Raw genomic sequence first — 20,752 nt, 5'->3', positions numbered from 1 at the left:
TTTTTGATACTGTTGCGAAAACACAAAAAAAGCCAGAACAAATGTCTGGCTTTTTGCAGGACTTGCCAATTAAGCAATTCTTTATGGCTTTTGACGATATTTTTGATACAGCTGGTTATGACGATTGTTAAGATCAACCTCTGCACCATCAATAAACATCAGTTGTACTTTTTGGCCAAGTTGATCCATGACATCACCATCAGAAACAAACAGTGATGCATTCTTACCAACTTCTAAAGAGCCAATTTTGTCGGCAACTCCCATAACCTCAGCTGGTTTTAAGGTAATCGCGGCCAATGCTTGCTCTTTATCAAGACCATAAGCAACCGCATTCCCTGCAGCAAAAGCAAGGTTACGGATATCCCAGAAGCCGGTTGAATAGGCAATAGCAAAGTCAACGCCAGCAGCAGCAAGTGCAGCTGGTGTCGCATAGGCTTGGTCATAGGCTTCGTCATGGCGTGTTGGCAAGCCATACGGTTCACCATAGACTACGGAGATATCCTGTGCAGCAAGTTTGTCGGCAATCCGCCACGCATCGCGTGCACCAACAAGAACGAGTTCAAAGCCCCACTCTGATGCCAGTTCGATAGCTTGCTCCATCTGACGTTTGTCATGCGCATGAACAAACAGCTTGCTTGTTCCGTCAAATAGACCTGTCATCGCTTCCCAGCGTACATCAGTGCCATTAAGTTCGTTGGCCTGTTTGGCATCGTAGTACGCTTTTGCGTCAATAAAAGCAGCTTTCAATTTTTTCAAATCTTCGGCATTTGCTTTACGTTGCTCTTCAGGCGAACGACGCTCCCACCACGACGTGTTGATACCAACCCGTGGCCAATTAACGTGAACGCCAACATTCAGTGCTTCAGCAGCGTCCTCGAACGTCCAACCGTCGGTTTGCAGCAAGCTAGAACGACCAGCAATTAAATTGCGCTGTGGCACAATTTCTGCGTGAGTAATACCGTTATGGCGAACCGTCGGGATAACTTCAGAGTCAGGGTTGTACGCTGTGTGCCCACTCACTTCAGGAGTAATGTCACCCACCTCACTCATGTCATTCGTTGCACGTACCGCGGCCAACTCAATCAAGCCTAACGTGGTATCCAATGCAACAATGCCTGGATAGACTTGTTTACCCGAGACATCGATAACGCGAGCGTTTTCCGGTACCGATAAATTTGCACCAATTGCGGTAATTTTACCGTTCTCGAACAACAAATCGGTATCCGTCATAACACCATTTGTGACGGTATTTAATGTTCCGCCTTGCAGCAATACCGGTTGCTCCTGAGTTTTACCAGGAACCATATCATGAGCGACTGCTGCCGCACTCAAACTTGCAGCAACAACGGCTGTTAATAACTTTTTCATAGTTGCTCTCCTTGATGTGCGTGCACATGTTGATGGTCGCCATGAACTGTAAATTGATCACTCCAAACGTCGTGATTATCTTCACAATGCCACGTTGGCTGTGGTTTTTTATAGCCATTGCCGTTACCGTTCTTAGCGCTTTCAGGGCTACGTAATAGCTTCTGAATCAACTGCTGTTTCTCGGTTTCAAGCTCAGCACGCAACTGCATATCACGTTCACGATCGAAGTACTTGCGAGCATTAATCCAAGTCTCTTCCACTGACGCGTAAGCGCTTAATGGATGATCATTCCAGATAACAAAATCAGCATGTTTGCCTTCTTTGATGCTACCTACATACTGATCAATTTTTAGTTGCTTCGCAGGATTCAACGTGATCATTTGTAACGCGTCGTGCTCCGACATGCCACAGTACGTGACTGATTTCGCCGCTTCAGTATTTAGTCGGCGTTGTAAATCATTGCTGTCAGAGTTAATGCTGGTTAACACGCCCTTCTCAGACATTAAACATGCATTTTGTGGAATCGCATCGTATACCTCGAATTTAAACGCCCACCAGTCGGCAAAGGTAGAGCCACCGGCACCGTGTTTCGCCATTTCCGAGGCTACTTTATAGCCTTCCAATATATGCGTGAATGTGGTCAGGGTAAAACCAAACTCTTCCGCTAAACGAAGAAGCATTAAAATTTCTGACTGAACATACGAGTGAGCATGAACAAATCGTTCACTGCGCAGAATCTCGAGCAATGTTTGCAAACGATAATCTGGACGCGGCGGTGCGGTTTTTGCTTTTTCGCTACGGCTCAATTTCTCGTACGCATCCATACGTTGCTTGTATTCTCGAGCCGCAGTAAAGCCATCGCGCATAACCGCTTCGACACCCATGCGTGTCTGCGGGTAACGGACAGTAAAGGTTGTGCCCCAGTTACTTTGCTTAACGTTTTCACCTAGCGCAAATTTGATGCTTGGCGGCGCTGCGTCAAACTTCAAAGTATTCGCGTCGGCTCCCCAGCGCAGCTTAATTACTTGCGCTTGTCCACCAACAGGGTTGGCAGAACCGTGCAGTAATTGCGCCATGGTCGTGCCACCAGCAAGCGAACGATAGATATGAATATCATCTGGGTTCACCACATCACCAATACGAACTTCGGCCGTAATCGCTTCTGAACCTTCGTTGACACCGCCTTCGATAGCGATATGCGAATGTTCATCGATAATACCAGGAGTGACATGCTTACCGGTGCCATCAATCACGGTATAGCCCGATGGCGTGCGTAGGTCTTTACCAATGCGATAGAACTCACCGTCACGAATTAGAACATCGGTGTTTTCCAGTACGCCAGCTTCATCTGCAGTCCAAACTGTCGCATTTTTAATGTGTACATTCTGACGCTCAGGTAATCCATCTAAACCGTAAGCAACATTTGGGAAGGTAACCTTGCCAACATATTCTTTTTCGGTATTCGACGAACCTTCTGCTTGCTGTTCACCCGCCGCAGTGCGGCTTGCAGCAAGCGGAAGTTCGCGTCCATCTGGTGCAATCGCAACACCGGTGTAACCATCAGCTGAAGCTTGCTCAAGGCGCATACGCCAAGCGCCATCTAAACCAGCAAAGTTTGCGTCAACGACAAATTCAACAGCTGAATCGCTACGCTTCGCATCACGAATTTTATTGCTATTAAATTCACCTGAAATTGACTTACCTGACTTTAAGACAAGTTCTGCTTGTTCATTCGCAACGGTAACGACTAATGTGCCGGCAAAATTTGCTTGATGAAGTGGCACTAATTCAACTTCATTTCCTTGTAACCACACTGATTTGATCGTGCCGTTGGTAAATAAATCCCCCTCAGCAATCACAAAATCGGCCATGTAACCTGGTGCCAATTTACCGGCTTTATCGCTAACACCGGCTATTTGCGCTGGCACAGTAGTCAATGCTGCAAGCGCCTTATCAGCATCCAGACCATGTTGAATGGCACGGCGCAAATTCGGCCAAAAATCATCAGCCTTCTTTAATTCGCTTAATGTGAATGAAAAGTCGATGTCTGCTTGAGCAAGCGCAGCTGCGTTGCCTGGTGCTCGTTCCCAATGACGCAGGTCAGCTAAACTTACATCCAAATGGTCATCCACACCTTTCACTTCAGGAGCGGCAGGGAAGTTTAATGGCAGAATAATCGATGAGTTGGTGTTTTTGATCGCATCGAGACGCGCATATTCATAACCTGAACCCAAATAGGTTACTGGTACTTGAAACTGTGAAAACACATCATGCGCGCGAAGTAATGAGCGATCATCAGAGATCTTAAACACCATCCCCTCTTGCTCTACATTGGTGAGTTCAGCCAGCGCCGCATTGTATTCAACACGCCCATTGTGTACATCTTTACCATTGGCTTGCTCATACCAGTTCGCATCTGAAAGAGTTTGACGAATAAGTGCAATAGAACCCATCAAAGAGGATGGATATTGTTGCAGCGAAGAGCCCTTATCGAACGAACCAAAATGACGAGCGCGTGGGTTATAAACCGCATTATTGGCGATAGTATCGGCCAATGAAACGGTTACCGCCTGCCCCTGAAAGATGCCATCTAATCGCGCACTTTGTACGGCGGTGAAGCCTTGATTAATGTAATCTTTAGCAGCTTTACTATCCGTCGCGAACTTATCGACCCAGTCAACTTGCGAATGGATTGCGTCGTTTGCAGCGTTGCCACCTTCGCGTTTATTGTTATATTGCGGCGTAGTGCTTCGATATGGTGGACGATCTGGCTTCTCGACCGCCGGAACACCATAATTACTGTAGGCGTCAATAAAACCTGGATAAATAGTGTGTCCACTTGCATCAATCACGCGCGCACCTTCTGGAGCACGATTATTTCGAGCAACCGAAACGACCTTGCCATTTTTAATTACTAGTGTCGCATTTTCGAGTTTTTTACCTGGTTCTGTCACAATCGTCGCATTCTGTAATGCTATAAATGTGGACGAATTATCGTGTAAACCCCGCACTGGTGTTGTTTGCGAAGCCGCTGCCACTAACGGCAACGCTGCGCAAACTGACAATGCCAGTTTACTGAGATGCTTAATCCCGTTCATCTGGTTCCCCTTTTATGATTTTTACGGTTATCATGGTCACATTAATGGGGAATGATGACTCTGCGCAATCCATTTAAGGATGAAAAGCGTATTGCAGTCGTTAAACAACACAATAAGGAGAACAACATGAAGTCAGTGTTCAAAATCGCAGGCAGTTTCTTAAGTATTGTGGCACTAACTGTATCAGCAAGCGCTTTAGCACAACACGCTTTCAACGATGCAGACAAAGCCGTTGAATATCGTCAAAAAGCATTATCCATCATGCAGAATAACTTCGCTGTGATGGGTGACATGGTAAAAGGTGATATTGAATTTGATGGCACGATTTTCGCTGAGCGTGCGAATGACTTCGCCGCTTTAACCAGCATCCCTTGGATCGGTTTCAGTCAAGAAGGTGCCATGCCAGGTAACAATACCGATGCGTTACCGGCTATTTGGGATAACTGGGAAGATTTCGTCGAACGCTCCGAGCAATTGCAGCAAGATGCCAAAGCGCTTCAACAAGCAGCTAACGCAGGTGAGCAAGGCGCAATTCGCGATGCATTCATGGCAGCCGCTCGCAATTGCAAGGGCTGCCACGACCAGTACAAAGATTAATTAATCCAGAAGAACAACGCAGCAGCGATTACCGCTGCTGCGATTATGCCAACAAGTCCTGACACTAGCTTTGGTGCAGAAACACCTTCACGATAGCCATGAACCATCGCGCTGATCAAATTAATTCCGCGAATTCGGTAAAGCACAATGGCGATAATATGTAGAATAGCCACGGCAGCTAGTACATTAAAAATAGTTTCGTGAACCTCACCGGCAAGCTCACTCACTTCGCTACTAACGCTACTGGCTAATGGCCCTGAAAAGAAAATATCGTCGCTTGAAAACAAACCTGTTCCGAACTGTATCAATAACAATATCAACAGCGCTACAACAGCCCAACCTCCGGCTGCGTTGTGGGTGTTTGACGGTTGATATTTTCCCGCTTTGAATTCTGACAGATGCTCCGCAACAGCTTTGGGCCCTTTTACAAAGCGCGAAAAGCGAGCTGATTCACTACCCCAAAAGCCCCATAAAATTCGTGTAATAACCAATGCACCTAATAGTCCTGCAAGTTGCAAATGGCGCTCCATCAGGCCTTCTTCTGCGGTGTACCACATAAGAACGATTAGAATTACCATCAGCCAATGGCTTAATCGAACGAAGCTATCCCAAATTTTTACCCGTTGCATTTTCAGTCTTCCTTCTGTTCAATACACTATGATTCTTTTGGCAGTATAGGATACAACAATGACCCAATCAGTGAATAAAGTATTAATTGTTGACGACGATTATATTTCGCTCGAAGTATTAAGAGCGATGGTGCAGCAGTATCCTGTTGAAGTTATTACCGCTGAAACTGGGAAAGAGGCTGTTAAGTTAGCCGTGGAACAGCGCCCCACTCTCGTACTTCTCGATCATGAATTACCCGATATTGATGGTATCGATGTGTACTGCAAGATTGTCGCCGACCTTGGCGCTGAAGCACCACGCGCAGCAATGATTACCGGCCATCAGCAAGAGGACTTCGCGCAGCGATGCACTGCTGCGGGCATAGATACTTGCTTACATAAGCCAGTCAGCCCTAAACAGCTAGCTGACCTGCTTCGTATCGCCAGCGACCTCAAGTAACCGTTGGCTTTCGGTTAAAAACTTCTGGGCGAAATCGCCGAAATAATCGCGCACATGCTCGAAGCGACGGATGAATTCGGCTTTATTGCCTTGTTCAAGTTCCGTTAATAACTGATCGAATAAGCGAACGTAACGGCGCAGCATCATAAAGTTATGCGGATCAGACAGAATGATGTCAGCGTAGAGGTTCGAATCCTGAGCAAATAAACGCCCTACCATCATCAGCTCAAGTCGATAAATTGGCGAACTCAAATCAAGGAGCTGCTGCACATCGACTTGCTCGTGGGCTAAGTGAGCACCGTAGACAAATGTCGATAAGTGGCGTAATACCTGCACGAACGACATTGCTTGGTCGTGTTCGGTTGCATCGATAAATTTAATCTGTGCTCCCCAACGTTCAATGCTTTGTAACAACCACTGATAATTCTCTTCATCGCGCCCGTGACAGGCCACCATGAGTTGCTTTGCGAGAGTTGCCTGTTGCGGACCAAACATTGGATGAAGTCCAATTACCGGCCCACTATGTTTCGCCATCATTGCTGCGAGAGGCTTTTCTTTGATGCTAGTTACATCGGCGAGCACGCAACTGGGCGGTAATACCGGTAAGTCAGCAATAACATCAACAGTGGCTACAACAGGAACAGCAACCAAGACCAGATCCGCTTGAGCGCAATAAATCTCCGCCATTTCCCAATTATCTTTCTCGATAATATTGACGGTTGCACCGGCCGACTCGAATAAACGCACAAATAACTGACCTAATGCACCTGCACCACCAACGACTACGATCGACTTACTCTCTAAATGCACATCGGCGGCTTGCTGTTGCTGATAAGATTCTCGAATAACCCGACGCAATACATCTTCAATCAACTCAGGAGACAACCCCATTTGCAGCGCCTGCTCGCGTCGATTAGCGAGCATAGCGGCTTCACGCTCGGGTACATATAACGGCTGTCCAAGTTTGCGTTTTACCACACCAACCTGACTGGCGAGCTGACGTCGCTGCAATAACAACCGCACTAATTCACTATCCGTGTCGTCAATTTGTTGACGCAATACTTCAAGTTGCTGTTGTTCGTGCTTCGAATTCGACATGTCCTCAACTCCACAGGCCAATTTAGTGTGTATTAGCGCATTTGTACCATAAAAAAACCCGCCAGCGGCGGGTTTTTTCGAATAAGCTTGATGCTTATTAAGACAACTTCTCGCGGATACGCGCAGATTTACCTGAACGCTCACGGAGGTAGTAAAGCTTAGCACGACGTACCGCACCTTTACGCTTCACAACAATGCTATCTACAATTGGGCTATGTACTTGGAAAGTACGCTCAACGCCTTCACCGTTCGAGATTTTACGAACAGTTACTGCGCTGTGTAAGCCACGATTACGTTTTGCGATAACCACGCCTTCAAATGCCTGAATACGCTCACGGTTACCTTCAGTTACCTTAACATTAACGACCACTGTATCACCCGGCGCGTACGCTGGAAGGTCGCTTTTCAATTGCTCGTCTTCGATCGCTTTGATCAAATTTTGATTTACTTTTGCCATGATAGCCTCACTTGCCTAGATTAACTGCCCGAACCTGTATCAGAGGCATCTTGATGTTGCTGGATAAACTCATCCAACAACTGCCTCTGCTCGTCAGTCAGAGCTAGGTGTTTTAACAATTCAGGACGTCGCAACCAAGTTCTCCCAAGAGATTGTTGCAAACGCCACTTGCGTATATTTTCATGGTTTCCGCTTAACAACACAGCGGGAACCGCCTCACCATCTAAAACTTCCGGTCGTGTATAGTGTGGACAATCTAGTAAGCCATCGGCGAATGAATCTTCGCTAGCTGAATCTTGATGCCCTAAAACACCGGGAATCAATCGCGCTACCGTGTCAATCATCACCATGGCTGGCAGTTCGCCACCACTTAACACGTAATCTCCAATCGACCATTCTTCATCAACGTGACGAGTAATTACTCGTTCATCGATGCCTTCATAGCGACCGGCGATTATGATGAACTTGTCATGCTGCGCTAATTCATGAGCGCCAGCGTGGTCAAGTTTGCGACCTTGAGGTGACATATAGATCACCTTGGTATTGGCACCGAGCTGTTGTTTAGCTGCTGCAATCGCGTCTGTGAGCGGTTGCACCATCATCAGCATTCCCGGACCTCCGCCGTAAGGGCGGTCATCAACAGTGCGATGCCGATCGTGGGTAAAATCACGTGGGTTAATCAGTTGGATATCCAACACCCCATCGCGAACTGCCCGACCAGTCACACCGTTATCGGTAATGGCCTGAAACATTTCAGGAAAGAGGCTGATAACCCCAACCTGTAATTTCGCAGTCATTAAAAGTCCGACGGCCAATCCACAACAATACGTTTGTTTTCTTTGTCAACTTCTTGAACATACTGACTCTGAATAAACGGAATCAAACGCTCTGAGCGACCAAATGCATCGTTGCTATTCGCTTTCACCACCATCACATCATTTGATGCTGTGGCCATAATCTGGTCAACGACTCCCATGTTATAACCGTCAGTATTTACCACGGCCATACCAATCAAATCGCGCCAGTAAAATTCATCCTCTGGCAATTCAGGTAGTAGCTCTACATCGATGATAATTTCCGCGCCTGTTAACACATGGGCTTGGTCACGATCTTCAACGCCGGCTAACTTTGCAATCAGTCCTTTATTGTGTCGACGCCATTCTTCGACTTGAACTGGTTGAGTTTTACCTTGCTTAACTAGTTGCCAAGGGCTGTATTCAAAAATGGCTTCCGGATCATCGGTATAGCTTTGAACTTTAATCCAGCCTTTTACGCCATACACTGCGCCTAGTTGACCAACGACGACGGTTTCAGCAGGAGTATTCATAGCCACCTATAATACGGATTTAAATCATTAAGCTGCGCTACGCGCGTCTTTTACAAGCTTCGCTACACGCTCAGACAGTGATGCACCGTTAGATACCCAGTGATCAACACGATCTAAATCAACGCGCAGTTTTTCTTCCTGGCCACGAGCGACCGGGTTGAAGAAGCCTACGTTCTCAATAAAACGACCGTCGCGGGCATTGCGACTGTCAGTAACTACCATTTGGTAGAATGGGCGTTTTTTAGCGCCACCACGTTGTAAACGAATGGTTACCATTACGTTCCTCGATACAGTTTCTAATGTTAAGTAAATAAAAAAGTCTCCGACCGGGGTCGAAGAGGTCGTGGAATTTACCCGAAATTTAGTCCGAATGCAAGTTTTTACTAGCCTTTCGGGAACATTCCTGGCGGCAATTTACCACCCATTCCGCCAAGGCTGCGCATCATCTTCGCCATACCGCCGCCTTTCATTTTCTTCATCATTTTTTGCATTTGCATAAATTGCTTCAGCAATTTGTTCACGTCTTGTACTTGTGTACCCGAACCAGCTGCTATTCGACGTTTGCGCGAGCCTTTAATTAAGTCGGGGTATTCACGCTCTTTGGGCGTCATGGAATTAATAATTGCTTCCATACGAACGGTCATTTTGTCGTCAAGCTGACCTTTCACTTGCGCTGACATCTTGCCCATTCCTGGAAGTTTGTCCATGAGCCCCATCATGCCGCCCATATCGCGCATTTGCGCTAATTGGTCACGGAAATCCTCGAGTGAGAACTTCCCTTCTTTCATGACCTTCTTCGCTACTTTCTCGGCTTTGCTTCGATCAACCTTGGTTTCGAGTTCATCAATCAGTGATAACACATCGCCCATTCCCAAAATGCGCGATGCGATGCGATCGGGATGAAACGGCTCCAGAGCCGTGTTTTTCTCGCCAACCCCCAAGAATTTAATCGGTTTACCAGTGATATGGCGAATCGACAATGCCGCACCACCGCGCGCATCACCATCGGCTTTCGTCAAAATCACGCCGGTTAGCGGCAATGCTTCACTGAATGCTTTTGCCGTATTGGCGGCATCTTGCCCCGTCATTGCATCGACCACAAACAGTGTTTCTACTGGATTGATAGCTTGGTGTAACGCCTGAATTTCGGCCATCATGGCTTCGTCAATTGCGGTACGACCGGCAGTATCCACTAACACCACATCGAAAAACTTCTTCCGTGCGTGATCGATAGCACTTTGTGCTATTGCAACAGGCTTTTGCTCTGTACTGGAAGGAAAAAATTCTACTTCCACTTCTGCGGCTAGCGTTTCAAGCTGTTTAATAGCGGCGGGACGATAAACGTCGGCGCTGACCACGAGTACTTTCTTTTTCTGTTTTTCGCGCAAGTAACGCGCGAGTTTGCCGACACTGGTCGTTTTACCAGCCCCCTGCAAACCGGCCATTAAAATGACAGCCGGTGGTTGTGCCGCTAAATTAATTGGAACGTTGCCATCGCCCATGGCATGTTCGAGTTCTTTTTGGACAATTTTCAAGAATACTTGACCTGGAGTAAGGCTTTTATTCACCTCAACCCCAAGCGCTTGCTCTTTAACTCGACTCACAAATTCACGCACTACCGGCAGGGCAACGTCAGCTTCTAATAGCGCCATCCGCACTTCGCGCAGGGTGTCTTTGATGTTGTCTTCGGTGAGTCGGCCTCGACCGGTGATATTTTTCAACGATTGCGACAATCGTTCGCTTAAATTCTCAAACATGCGAATCTGCTCACTCTCTGTTGGCACTTATGTGTTGGCGATTATGTCGATATGGCGGCGAGTATATCGCAAATCAAGCAAAGTTTCCTGATCCTATTGGGTTTAGTCTCGACAATGCATATACTTGGAGCATTCCAATTTTTAGACACAGTGAAATAATAACCGCCATGACCATATTGCTTCTACTCAGTGTTGCGCTTTATGTACTTTCAGCCATTTTACTGTGGCGCAATTTGGTGCGGGCGAAACCGGCATCGTGGACATTATTAGTGGTTCCTTTGCTGGCTATCCTGTCTCATTTAGCACTGTTGTGGGGGTATTTGGAAACCGACCACTTTGATCACCTCAACATCACCACCAGCTTAAGCACTGTGGCGTTGCTGCTTGCAAGTTTAACTCTGATTCGCAACCGTCGAGCCGGCGGCTTGTTATTGAGCCCTATTATATATGTTTTCGCGGCAGTAAGTGTCATTCTGATGGTTGTTAGCCCAGCCAACTGGGGCGCGCAATTGAGTGAGGCCAACGGTTTAGTTGTCCATATTCTTTTATCGTTATTAGCCTATGCCGTATTAATGTTAGCCACCTTGTACGCAATTCAATTGCTCTACCTAAATTATGTGTTAAAACATCACCGCTCCCAAGCTTTGACCGGTTATTTACCACCATTGATGACGGTTGAACGGTACTTTTTCCGTCTATTAAGTGCCGGAACAGTATTGTTGGCGATTGCTATAATCAGCGGATTTATCTTCCTTAACGATATGTTTGCGCAAGGCCAGGCGCACAAGACGGTACTTAGTCTCGTGGCTTTTGTTTTATATGCTGTCGTGATATTTCTGCACCAAGTAAAACAGGCGCGCGGTAAAACCTTAGTGACAACGAGCGTCATCGCAAGTGTCATTTTATCACTAGCCTACTTTGGCAGTCGTTTCGTCAAAGATATTATACTTTCGCTATAGTTTATGGCTTAAATACTATCGAAGTGCTTGACTTGTTAGCCTAGCTGGCTAAATTAGTCGTTCAGTTTTAAGTTATAGGAATATTTTTTGGACGAGATATCCACCTCGACCCTACTTATCATTCTTGGGGTTTTATTGCTGCTTTCGGCCTACTTTTCTGGTTCGGAAACTGGAATGATGTCAGTCAACCGTTATCGACTTCGACATCTCGCTCAACAAGGTAATGCCGGAGCCAATCGCGTCCAATATCTGCTCGATCGTCCTGATCGTCTCATCGGCCTTATTCTGATTGGCAACAATTTGGTCAATATTGCTGCGTCTGCAGTAGCCACAATCATCTGCTTGCGCTGGTTTGGCGACGCTGGGATTGTGGTCGCAACCTTTGGTTTAACACTGATTGTTCTGATATTTTCAGAGGTCACGCCGAAAACGATTGCTGCGCTACATCCGGAACAAGTTGCATTTCCAAGTTCGGTCATTTTGAAGCCACTTCTTCGTGTCATGTACCCGCTTGTAGCCGCCGTAAACTTTATTACCAATGGTTTTATGCGACTACTTGGCATTAATCCGAATGGGTCTTCAGGACAAGATGCACTGAGCTCTGAAGAGCTACGTACCGTGGTGAATGAAGCAAACTCAATGATACCTTCGAGCCACCAAGAGATGCTGCTCAGTATTCTCGACTTGGAAAAGGTAACGGTTGAGGACGTCATGATTCCTCGCGCGGAAATTTCCGGAATTGATGTGCAAGATGACGTCAAATCGATCATCAAGCAGCTTAGCCAAGCGCAATACACGCGCATTTTGCTGTACCGTAACGAAATTGACGATGCCGTAGGCTTTCTGCATGCGCGTGACATTATGCAAATAATGACAAAAAACACTGCCGACCTAGATAAGTCAGAGATTGTGCGTGCGGCTCGAGATATTTACTACATTCCCGAGGGTACGCCACTCAACGTGCAGCTATTGAAGTTTCAACGAAATAAAGAGCGCATCGGGCTTGTTGTTGATGAGTATGGCGACATTCAAGGGCTTGTCACCTTAGAAGATATTCTTGAAGAGATAGTTGGTGACTTCACGACAAGCATTACCCCAGCCCCAAGCGAAACCACGCAAGTACAACCCGATGGTTCGGTGTTAGTGGAAGGCGTAGCCAATATTCGTGATTTAAACAAAGAAATGAATTGGGAGTTGCCAACCAACGGTCCGAAAACTGTTAGCGGTTTGATTATTGAAACACTTGGCGATATTCCACAGCAGGCACTGTGCTTGAGAATAAATGGTTATGCGATGGAAGTTATCGAAAGCAGTGATAACCTCGTCAAACTCGTTCGATTCATGCCCGAAAAATAGCGCTTATTAGAACAATAAGCGCCACAACCATCCGCGTTTTAACTCATCTTCGCATTGGCGCAATTGCGCGCCATAGCGACCGGCTCTCGCCTTAACTCGTTCAGCAGTTTGCATCAACCAGCGTTTTTTGCGGTACGTTTGCCGTTGATAGCCGCCCCATCCTTCGTGATAATTCAAATACTGTGCGTAAGCATCCCACTTGGATACACCATTAATTTTTTGGCTTTTTGAAATAAACCAGCCCATAAAATCGATGGCATCTTCGAAATCATCACGCGACGACCATGAATTGCCAGTTTCACGAACATAGTCGTCCCAAGTTGCAGTTTTTGCTTGAGAATAACCGTAAGCGCTACTGACGCGTCCCCATGGAATTATCCACAAAATATAATCCCGTGGCGGTACCGCATCGTGCTTAAATGAGCTTTCTTGATACATCATGGCCATGGGAACCTGAATCGGAACTCCCCACTTATCACGCATATCAGCCGCAGCATCATACCAATCACGCTTTTCTTCGAATATTCGACACAAATTCTCAGGCTCTTCAGGCGGCGCCGAAGCACACCCTGATAGAATCAGAGATGCAAGAATAACGGTAAACTTAACCTTCATTTTTTAACAATCCGGCGACTGACATGCAGCACGGCGGAAGTACTCCTCTAAAAATTCATCGAAACTCGTATTAGCGTCTTGTTGCTCTAATTCAGCCTGCGCTGCAAGCGATGCATCACGTAAACGATCAAATTCAGAACGGCTAAAATATTGTAGCGGCTGGTCCCTCAGTTGCTGCTTATACTGACGTGCCAATTGCATACCAAACTTACTGTTATCCATCTGGTTATCTAATAAATAAGATAAAAATTGACCAGACAAGGTTAACTCTGGATTCAAGACACAACGATATTGCTGTGTCACTGTATCACTGTATTCGCTGCCACCGTGGGCTACATCCATAACTTTTGCAATTTGCTGTAAGTCGGCGAAAATATCTTCCAACCAATCGGAGATCGGACGTTCATAATTGTTGTCATTCAGTGTTAATCGAGGATTCCGACCGTCCATCACCACCCGATTAAAATTCTTATCGGTGATAACCTGTTCTTCCCAGCTCATCGGCTCACTTGGTCTGATCGCACAGTACATTAATAGTAAATCTAGGAACCGAATTTGCTCAGCGGTAATTCCGACTGGACTAAAAGGGTTCACATCTAATGCACGCACCTCAATGTATTCAACACCACCACGTTCTAAAGCCTGCGTTGGCGTTTCACCAGAGCGCGCTACACGCTTTGGACGAATGGCCGAATAAAACTCGTTTTCGATTTGTAAAATATTATTGTTTAACTGGCGATACTCGCCATCGACTTTAACACCGATTTTGCTAAACCTTGCCGATTCCTTTGTAATGGCTCGACGCAAGCCTCTCACATATTCTTCCAATGTGTTGTAAGTGATTTTAAGGTCAGCTTGCTCTTTATTGGTATAGCCTAGGTCACTCATTCGAAGTGACGTTCCATATGGCCGATATACTGTGCCTTTGCCCATTGATGAAAACTCAATGTTATCTTCAGTATGTTGTAAAAACGACTTACAAATGGCCGGCGATGCGCCAAATAGATAAGGGATCAGCCAACACACGCGTTTATAATTACGAATCAAGTGAAAGTATCTTGTCGACACAAAGTCCTGATTAAACGGCTTGTTTTCATGTTGGGCTAGTATTGCTAATAACTCATCCGACAAACTAAAGTTAAAATGAACGCCAGCAATTATCTGCATTCCGCCACCATATCGATAAGTCAGACCTTTGCGATAGAGTGTCTTCATTTTACCTGTATGTGAACTACCGTACTGTGCAATCACAATGTCTTCAGCTGAGCCGACAAAACACGGCATGCTGAGCGGCCACAGCAACTCATCCCCTAACTCTTGATATGTGACCTTATGAATATCTGATAATTGCTCGAGGGTAACCGCAATATCGCTAGCGACCGGCGTAATAAACTCCATAAGCGTTTCAGCATAATCAGTAGTAATTAGCGGATGTTTAAGAGCCGATCCAAGTGCTTTCGGATGTGGACTCGAAGCTAATTTACCCTGCTCGGTAATACGCAAAGTTTCGCGTTCCACGCCACGCTGAATACCTCGTAAGGCTTGAACGTGCTCGGCTTTGGCGAGAGTCGCCAACAGTTCGGCAAATTGTGACTGCAAAATTTTTCCTGCCTTATCTCATCGAGCCATAAGTTATGGCGAAATATTACTGGTTTATAAACGGTTAGTCTATGTTAGTCGATCACTGTTAAACATTGGCAGTACTGGGCTTGCATGGCATGATAGTACAACTAAAACATATCAATGTTGATTTGAGGCAGTTGATGCAAGTTTCACGTAAGTTAAAACAGTGGCTTTCTAAGTACCGTCGCCGCGCCCAACACGGTGCGGCGAAAACGGCAACGTCTTCACCATCACTGTCGATTGCCGAACGTGAACGTGAACTCCAAGCGGTTGCTGCTGCGAATCAAGCGAAAAGCGAATTTTTAGCGAATGTCAGCCATGAAATCCGCACACCGATTAATGCCATATTGGGCATGACTCAATTAAGTTTGAAAACCGATCTTGATGATCAACAGCGTAGCTATTTACGCTCCATTGAAAGTTCATCGCGTATCTTACTCGGCATTGTGAATGACTTGCTCGATTTTGCGAAAATCGAAGCTGGTAAGCTAACTATAGAAGCCATCCCTTTTGACCTCGAGGAAGTACTTGCGAACCTCGCAGATATGTTTGCTTATCGCGCTTACGATAAGAATCTGGAATTCATTATCAACTTACCTACTAATATTCCGACCCGCCTTATTGGCGACCCGTTGCGATTAAATCAAGTATTAGTCAACCTCGTTAGCAATGCCATCAAATTTACCGAAGATGGCGAGATTGTAGTTGCCGCAACGTTACTCGATATTGACTCTGATAATGTTTATTTACGTCTATCGGTAACCGATACCGGAATTGGTATGGACGAAGCGCAACGAGCCCGATTGTTCGATGCTTTCACCCAAGCTGATGCCTCAACCACAAGACGTTTTGGCGGCACTGGTCTTGGTTTGGCAATTAGTCAGCGTATCGTCAAATTAATGAATCAACATGGCCTTGGCGTGATCAGTTCATTAGGTCAAGGTTCAACTTTCTTTTTGGAAATGCGCTTTCCATTGCAAAAGAATCAAGATGATTCTAGTCGTGATTCACTTATTAATCGGTTACAACAGAAACATGTTCTTGCTATCGAAGATAACTTGACGACACGAGAAATGTTGACTGAATTATTGCGAAGTTACTCTGTCAATGTTGTGAGTTGCCGCACTGCCGAAGAGGCCTTGCAACTGTTAGAGCAACATGATTTTGATGCAGTCATCGTCGACTGGCAACTTCCTGGTATGAGTGGTTTAGAGTTTTGCCAAGAACTCCTGTGCCAAGACACGACATTACCGCGGCTCATTCTTGCAACTAACTACCACGCTAAAGATATGATTGAACAAGCGCGAGAAATAGGCGTTGCCGAGTATATTGTTAAGCCATATACCAGCTCGGCCCTATTACGCGTGCTCTGCTCAGCGTTAGCTATATCGGGGCAACCATCAGTTCCTGTCGCATCAAACCGACTTGAGGAACTTTGCAGTGCGCCAGTGTTGCTAGTTGAAGATAATGATATTAATCAAATGATTGCCAAAGAAATGCTTCAACAGGCGGGATTAGTAGTTGATGTCGCGCGCAACGGTGAAGAGGCGGTGGCGATGGTGAGAGCAAAGCCCTATGCCTTAGTTTTTATGGATATCCAAATGCCGGTTATGGATGGACTAACTGCCGCCGAGAAAATTCGTGGTTTCTTTTCTTATCAGCAGTTGCCAATTATTGCTATGACGGCCAATAGTAGCGGCGAAGATATCGAACGTTCGTTGGCCGCTGGAATGCAAGATCACATCAGTAAACCAATTGATGAAGGAACCTTGATTGAGGCACTTGAAAAATGGTGTGTGCGTGGTCGCTACACAAACGACGACAAACCACCTGCGGCATCACATCCAATTGTCGAAACACCGGAACACGTGTCTTACCCAAATCACAATGGCATCGACTTTAATGGTGCACTTGAACGGCTCGGGCATAACTTAACCCTATACCAAACTCTCGTTGAACGACTCTATAGCGATTATCACCAAGCCCCTCAACAAGTCGTTGAGTTCTTGTCGAAAGGCCAACATGATCAGGCTAAGCGCTTTTTCCATTCATTGAAAGGTGCTGCGGCAAATCTAGGCTTGACCAAACTGTCAAAAGTAGCGGCAATTCTGGAGCAAAGTATGTCATCAGGCGCTGTCAACGAGGTTGCCGATAACATTACGCGACTCGATCCATTGCTTGAACAAGCCAGACAGGCTGTTGCTGATCTCGTGCTGTGGCAGCAGCGCCAACAATCATCAGGAAAACAATCATGACTCGATTTTTGTTTTTGATTCCACTTATTTTAAGCGTTGCTTGGTTCGTTTATTTGAGATTACATGGATGGACATTACGACAAGGCTTAAAGGGTTTTATCTATATCGCAGTTTTTAGTGCATTTATTGCTGTTTTTTACACGCTTATGTTGTGGTTAACGGGAAGGTGAATTCCCCCTTCCCATTAGCCAAATCGTTTTGAGTCAGGCTTTTTCAGCCTCCTCGCCAACCTAATGTCACCCTACCAAAGCAAGCAATATACCGGCAGCTACTGCGCTTCCGAGAACACCAGCTACGTTCGGCCCCATTGCATGCATGAGCAGGAAGTTTTGTGAATTCGCCTCCAAGCCAACTTTGTTGACAACTCGTGCAGCCATCGGCACCGCTGAAACACCTGCGGCACCAATAAGAGGATTAATAGGTTGTTTACTAAACTTGCCCATCACTTTCGCCATGAGCACACCTGACGCTGTCCCGATGCCAAAAGCAACAGCACCGAGCGCTAATATACCGAGTGTTTGTAACGATAAGAATTCTTCAGCAGACAGTTTTGAACCAACTGCAAGCCCAAGAAAAATCGTGACAATATTAATCAGTTCATTTTGCGCCGTTTTGCTCAATCGATCGACCACACCCGCTTCGCGCATTAAATTACCTAAGCAAAACATACCTACCAACGGCGTTGCTGTAGGCAGGAACAATAGTGTGAGAAACAGCACCGCGAGTGGAAATAAGATCTTCTCGCGACGAGCAACCGGGCGTAACTGCTCCATTTGAATTTTGCGTTCCGCTTCAGTGGTCAACAACTTCATAATCGGCGGCTGAATAATTGGAACTAGCGCCATGTATGAATAAGCAGCGACTGCGATAGCACCGAGTAAATCAGGACTCAGCCGCGAGGCAAGAAAAATCGCCGTCGGCCCATCAGCGCCACCAATAATCGCGATGGCTGACGCATCCGCAAGAGTGAAGTCAAACCCCGGTAGTCCGTTTAGTGCAATCGCACCAAGCAAAGTCGCGAAAATACCAAATTGTGCGGCTGCGCCAAGCAATAGGGTTCGTGGGTTGGCCAGCAGCGGACCAAAATCCGTCATTGCTCCAACACCCATAAAAATGAGTAGCGGAAATACGCCAGTCTCAATACCAACGTAATAAATGTAATACAGCAAGCCGCCAGGCTCAGTAAAACCGGCTTGAGGAATATTGGCTAGAATGGCACCAAAACCTATTGGCAGTAACAATAGCGGTTCAAATTTTTTGTGAATCGCTAGGTAAAGTAACAGGGCTCCCACCAACATCATGATGGCGGCCCCCCAAGTAAATGCTGCAATCGCTGTGCTATCCCACAACGTCATTATTCGGTCCATGAATTACTCCAAAGTCAGTAAAACGTCGCCAACATTCACGCTATCACCTTCTTTGGTAGTCAGCGTAGCTACTGTTCCATCGTGCTCAGCCTTAATATCAGTTTCCATTTTCATCGCTTCAAGAATAATAAGAACATCACCTGCCTTAATTTGTTGGCCTTGCTTCACCTGAACTTTGAAGACGTTACCCGCAAGTGGTGCTTTTATTTCTCGACTCCCGGCTGCTGTGGCCTTCGATGACTCTGGTGTCGATTGCGCTGCTGATGTCGATACTATTTGCCCAGATGGAGCAACCTCAACAGTAAATGTTTTTCCATCCACTCGCACATCATAAACTTCAGTTGTGCCGGTAGTTTTAACAGCACTTTCTGATTGTGATGTCGTCGCTGAAGCGTCCGCTTCGGTATTCGGAGCCGGCTCAAACGCGTCTGGGTTGCCACGATTTTTGAGAAATTTGAGACCTATCTGTGGGAACAGTGCATAGGTTAAAACATCATCGATTTCATTTGATGCTAACTCAATGCCATCAGCTTTTGCTTTTTCTTTAAGCTCTTTTGTTAGTTTTTCTAACTCATCATCAATCAAATCAGCTGGGCGGCAAACAATAGGTTCTTCACCATCTAATACACGTTGTTGCAGTTCTTTGTTTACTGGCGCAGCTGTTGCTCCGTATTCACCACGAAGTACACCACGCGTCTCTTTTGAAATAGACTTATAACGCTCGCCGCTCAGCACATTTAACACGGCCTGGGTACCGACAATTTGCGATGTTGGCGTTACTAATGGAATAAACCCGAGGTCTTCACGCACACGAGGGATCTCTTGAAGAACCTCATCAAACTTATCGGTTGCACCTTGCTCACGTAATTGGTTTTCCATGTTCGTGAGCATTCCACCTGGCACTTGTGCAACTAAAATTCGAGCATCAACACCTTTCAGCGAGCCTTCAAACTTGGCGTATTTTTTGCGAACTTCGCGGAAGTAACTCGCAATATCTGTAAGGTCTTCGAGATCTAATCCTGTATCTCGTGGTGTACCCTCAGTCATCGCAACAATCGTTTCTGTTGCGGAATGACCGTAAGTCATACTCATTGAAGAGATAGCGGTATCCAACATATCGATACCCGCATCAATAGCTTTTTGATAAGTAGCAGTGCTTAAACCAGTAGTCGCATGGCACTGCATAGCAATTGGTATCTTCACCGTCTTTTTCAACGCCGAAATTAACTCGTATGCAGGTTCTGGACGCAGTAAACCAGCCATATCTTTGATGCACAACGAATCACAGCCAAGCGCTTCAAGCTCCTTCGCCATTTCCAACCATTTATCCAAGGTGTGTACCGGACTTACCGTATATGACATTGTACCTTGTGCATGTCCGTCGACTTCTTTCGCCGCTTTTATTGCGGTTTCTAAATTACGCACATCATTCATCGCGTCAAAAATTCGGAAAACATCAACGCCATTTTCTTTCGCCCGCTCCACAAAACGACGCACCACATCATCAGCATAATGACGATAGCCCAACAAATTTTGGCCTCGTAGCAACATCTGCTGAGGTGTTTTAGGCATTGCCTTTTTTAACTCGCGAATACGCTCCCACGGATCTTCACCTAAATAGCGGATACAGGAATCAAATGTCGCTCCCCCCCATGATTCCATTGACCAATAGCCCATCTCATCAAGCTTTGCGGCAATCGGTAACATGTCATCCAGACGCATGCGTGTCGCTAATAGCGATTGGTGAGCATCGCGTAATACTAATTCAGTCAACTTCAAAGGTTTAGTCATGAAAGCACTCCTTACT

Annotated in this window: 18 protein-coding genes; 5 read left to right on the top strand and 13 right to left on the bottom strand. The window is 46.1% G+C overall.

The genetic code is table 11. The annotated features are described in order from the left end of the window. Window positions 1–81: 81 nt before the first annotated feature. Window positions 82–1,368 carry an amidohydrolase family protein gene (locus LG272_RS06015; RefSeq protein WP_404407267.1) on the bottom strand — a complete coding sequence of 429 codons (1,287 nt, stop codon included), beginning with the start codon at window positions 1,366–1,368 and terminating at the stop codon, window positions 82–84. Then, the gene (locus tag LG272_RS06010) at window positions 1,365–4,466 is read right to left on the bottom strand and encodes an amidohydrolase family protein (RefSeq protein ID WP_404407265.1); all 3,102 of its coding nucleotides are present in this window, start codon (window positions 4,464–4,466) and stop codon (window positions 1,365–1,367) included. Before LG272_RS06010 ends, LG272_RS06015 begins: the two co-directional genes overlap by 4 nt. A 126-nt stretch (window positions 4,467–4,592) precedes the next feature. Here LG272_RS06010 and LG272_RS06005 point away from each other — a divergent pair, with 126 nt between their 5' ends. Further along, complete coding sequence (locus tag LG272_RS06005) at window positions 4,593–5,063, top strand: cytochrome c (protein WP_126758453.1); 471 nt, start codon at window positions 4,593–4,595, stop codon at window positions 5,061–5,063. Here LG272_RS06005 and LG272_RS06000 read toward each other — a convergent pair. Beyond that, entirely contained in the window at window positions 5,060–5,692 is a 633-nt protein-coding gene (locus tag LG272_RS06000) for a cytochrome b/b6 domain-containing protein (protein ID WP_404407263.1), read from the bottom strand. The genes LG272_RS06005 and LG272_RS06000 overlap by 4 nt on opposite strands. A gap of 58 nt (window positions 5,693–5,750) precedes the next feature. Between LG272_RS06000 and LG272_RS05995 the strand changes: the two genes are divergently transcribed. Further along, window positions 5,751–6,131: a response regulator gene (locus tag LG272_RS05995; RefSeq protein WP_404407261.1), complete on the top strand. Its 381-nt coding sequence runs from the start codon at window positions 5,751–5,753 to the stop codon at window positions 6,129–6,131. On the opposite strand, the gene tyrA is transcribed toward LG272_RS05995, so the two are convergent. The 6 genes from tyrA to ffh all read right to left on the bottom strand — a co-directional run bounded on the left by tyrA (window position 6,093) and on the right by ffh (window position 10,770). Beyond that, window positions 6,093–7,229, bottom strand: coding sequence for a bifunctional chorismate mutase/prephenate dehydrogenase (tyrA, locus tag LG272_RS05990; RefSeq protein WP_404407259.1), 1,137 nt, complete (start codon window positions 7,227–7,229; stop codon window positions 6,093–6,095). The two genes, LG272_RS05995 and tyrA, sit on opposite strands and share 39 nt — an antisense overlap. A 97-nt stretch (window positions 7,230–7,326) precedes the next feature. Continuing rightward, complete coding sequence (gene rplS, locus LG272_RS05985) at window positions 7,327–7,686, bottom strand: 50S ribosomal protein L19 (RefSeq protein WP_092854254.1); 360 nt, start codon at window positions 7,684–7,686, stop codon at window positions 7,327–7,329. A 20-nt stretch (window positions 7,687–7,706) separates the two neighbouring features. Further along, on the bottom strand, window positions 7,707–8,483 hold the full coding sequence (trmD, locus tag LG272_RS05980) for a tRNA (guanosine(37)-N1)-methyltransferase TrmD (protein WP_126758450.1): 777 nt from the start codon (window positions 8,481–8,483) through the stop codon (window positions 7,707–7,709). Beyond that, window positions 8,483–9,013, bottom strand: coding sequence for a ribosome maturation factor RimM (rimM, locus tag LG272_RS05975; RefSeq protein WP_126758449.1), 531 nt, complete (start codon window positions 9,011–9,013; stop codon window positions 8,483–8,485). The genes trmD and rimM overlap by 1 nt, the downstream gene beginning before the upstream one ends. A 27-nt stretch (window positions 9,014–9,040) precedes the next feature. Continuing rightward, the gene (rpsP, locus tag LG272_RS05970; RefSeq protein ID WP_055438631.1) at window positions 9,041–9,289 is read right to left on the bottom strand and encodes a 30S ribosomal protein S16; all 249 of its coding nucleotides are present in this window, start codon (window positions 9,287–9,289) and stop codon (window positions 9,041–9,043) included. Window positions 9,290–9,396: 107 nt separating this feature from the next. Then, complete coding sequence (ffh, locus tag LG272_RS05965; protein WP_404407256.1) at window positions 9,397–10,770, bottom strand: signal recognition particle protein; 1,374 nt, start codon at window positions 10,768–10,770, stop codon at window positions 9,397–9,399. A gap of 167 nt (window positions 10,771–10,937) precedes the next feature. On the opposite strand from ffh, the gene LG272_RS05960 reads away from it, so the two are divergent. Together LG272_RS05960 and LG272_RS05955 are read left to right on the top strand one after the other, a co-directional pair. Further along, window positions 10,938–11,729 carry an inner membrane protein YpjD gene (locus tag LG272_RS05960; protein WP_404407254.1) on the top strand — a complete coding sequence of 264 codons (792 nt, stop codon included), beginning with the start codon at window positions 10,938–10,940 and terminating at the stop codon, window positions 11,727–11,729. Window positions 11,730–11,816: 87 nt separating this feature from the next. After that, a complete protein-coding gene (locus LG272_RS05955) occupies window positions 11,817–13,085 on the top strand; it encodes an HlyC/CorC family transporter (protein WP_126758446.1) in 1,269 nt (422 codons plus the stop codon). Between the two features lie 6 nt (window positions 13,086–13,091). On the opposite strand, the gene LG272_RS05950 is transcribed toward LG272_RS05955, so the two are convergent. Continuing rightward, window positions 13,092–13,700 carry a hypothetical protein gene (locus LG272_RS05950; RefSeq protein ID WP_126758445.1) on the bottom strand — a complete coding sequence of 203 codons (609 nt, stop codon included), beginning with the start codon at window positions 13,698–13,700 and terminating at the stop codon, window positions 13,092–13,094. A 3-nt stretch (window positions 13,701–13,703) separates the two neighbouring features. Continuing rightward, a complete protein-coding gene (gene gshA / locus LG272_RS05945) occupies window positions 13,704–15,299 on the bottom strand; it encodes a glutamate--cysteine ligase (RefSeq protein ID WP_404407251.1) in 1,596 nt (531 codons plus the stop codon). A gap of 119 nt (window positions 15,300–15,418) precedes the next feature. On the opposite strand from gshA, the gene LG272_RS05940 reads away from it, so the two are divergent. Then, a complete protein-coding gene (locus tag LG272_RS05940) occupies window positions 15,419–17,578 on the top strand; it encodes a response regulator (RefSeq protein ID WP_404407249.1) in 2,160 nt (719 codons plus the stop codon). A 236-nt stretch (window positions 17,579–17,814) separates the two neighbouring features. On the opposite strand, the gene LG272_RS05935 is transcribed toward LG272_RS05940, so the two are convergent. Together LG272_RS05935 and oadA are read right to left on the bottom strand one after the other, a co-directional pair. After that, on the bottom strand, window positions 17,815–18,945 hold the full coding sequence (locus tag LG272_RS05935; protein WP_126758442.1) for a sodium ion-translocating decarboxylase subunit beta: 1,131 nt from the start codon (window positions 18,943–18,945) through the stop codon (window positions 17,815–17,817). A gap of 3 nt (window positions 18,946–18,948) precedes the next feature. Beyond that, window positions 18,949–20,736: a sodium-extruding oxaloacetate decarboxylase subunit alpha gene (oadA, locus tag LG272_RS05930; RefSeq protein WP_404407247.1), complete on the bottom strand. Its 1,788-nt coding sequence runs from the start codon at window positions 20,734–20,736 to the stop codon at window positions 18,949–18,951. Window positions 20,737–20,752: the final 16 nt, after the last annotated feature.

The organism is Pseudidiomarina marina (assembly GCF_044807045.1).
Lineage (GTDB): Bacteria > Pseudomonadota > Gammaproteobacteria > Enterobacterales > Alteromonadaceae > Pseudidiomarina > Pseudidiomarina marina.
The sequence above is the reverse complement of the archived record's forward strand: the minus strand, read 5'-3'. Positions and strand labels throughout refer to the sequence as shown.

Excerpts from the sequence above, each read along its gene's own strand:
- LG272_RS06015 (WP_404407267.1), bottom strand. The coding sequence starts at position 1,368 with ATGAAAAAGTTATTAACAGCCGTTGTTGCTGCAAGTTTGAGTGCGGCA.
- LG272_RS06010 (WP_404407265.1), bottom strand. The coding sequence starts at position 4,466 with ATGAACGGGATTAAGCATCTCAGTAAACTGGCATTGTCAGTTTGCGCA.
- LG272_RS06005 (WP_126758453.1), top strand. The coding sequence starts at position 4,593 with ATGAAGTCAGTGTTCAAAATCGCAGGCAGTTTCTTAAGTATTGTGGCA.
- LG272_RS06000 (WP_404407263.1), bottom strand. The coding sequence starts at position 5,692 with ATGCAACGGGTAAAAATTTGGGATAGCTTCGTTCGATTAAGCCATTGG.
- LG272_RS05995 (WP_404407261.1), top strand. The coding sequence starts at position 5,751 with ATGACCCAATCAGTGAATAAAGTATTAATTGTTGACGACGATTATATT.
- tyrA (WP_404407259.1), bottom strand. The coding sequence starts at position 7,229 with ATGTCGAATTCGAAGCACGAACAACAGCAACTTGAAGTATTGCGTCAA.
- rplS (WP_092854254.1), bottom strand. The coding sequence starts at position 7,686 with ATGGCAAAAGTAAATCAAAATTTGATCAAAGCGATCGAAGACGAGCAA.
- trmD (WP_126758450.1), bottom strand. The coding sequence starts at position 8,483 with ATGACTGCGAAATTACAGGTTGGGGTTATCAGCCTCTTTCCTGAAATG.
- rimM (WP_126758449.1), bottom strand. The coding sequence starts at position 9,013 with ATGAATACTCCTGCTGAAACCGTCGTCGTTGGTCAACTAGGCGCAGTG.
- rpsP (WP_055438631.1), bottom strand. The coding sequence starts at position 9,289 with ATGGTAACCATTCGTTTACAACGTGGTGGCGCTAAAAAACGCCCATTC.
- ffh (WP_404407256.1), bottom strand. The coding sequence starts at position 10,770 with ATGTTTGAGAATTTAAGCGAACGATTGTCGCAATCGTTGAAAAATATC.
- LG272_RS05960 (WP_404407254.1), top strand. The coding sequence starts at position 10,938 with ATGACCATATTGCTTCTACTCAGTGTTGCGCTTTATGTACTTTCAGCC.
- LG272_RS05950 (WP_126758445.1), bottom strand. The coding sequence starts at position 13,700 with ATGAAGGTTAAGTTTACCGTTATTCTTGCATCTCTGATTCTATCAGGG.
- LG272_RS05940 (WP_404407249.1), top strand. The coding sequence starts at position 15,419 with ATGATAGTACAACTAAAACATATCAATGTTGATTTGAGGCAGTTGATG.
- LG272_RS05935 (WP_126758442.1), bottom strand. The coding sequence starts at position 18,945 with ATGGACCGAATAATGACGTTGTGGGATAGCACAGCGATTGCAGCATTT.
- oadA (WP_404407247.1), bottom strand. The coding sequence starts at position 20,736 with ATGACTAAACCTTTGAAGTTGACTGAATTAGTATTACGCGATGCTCAC.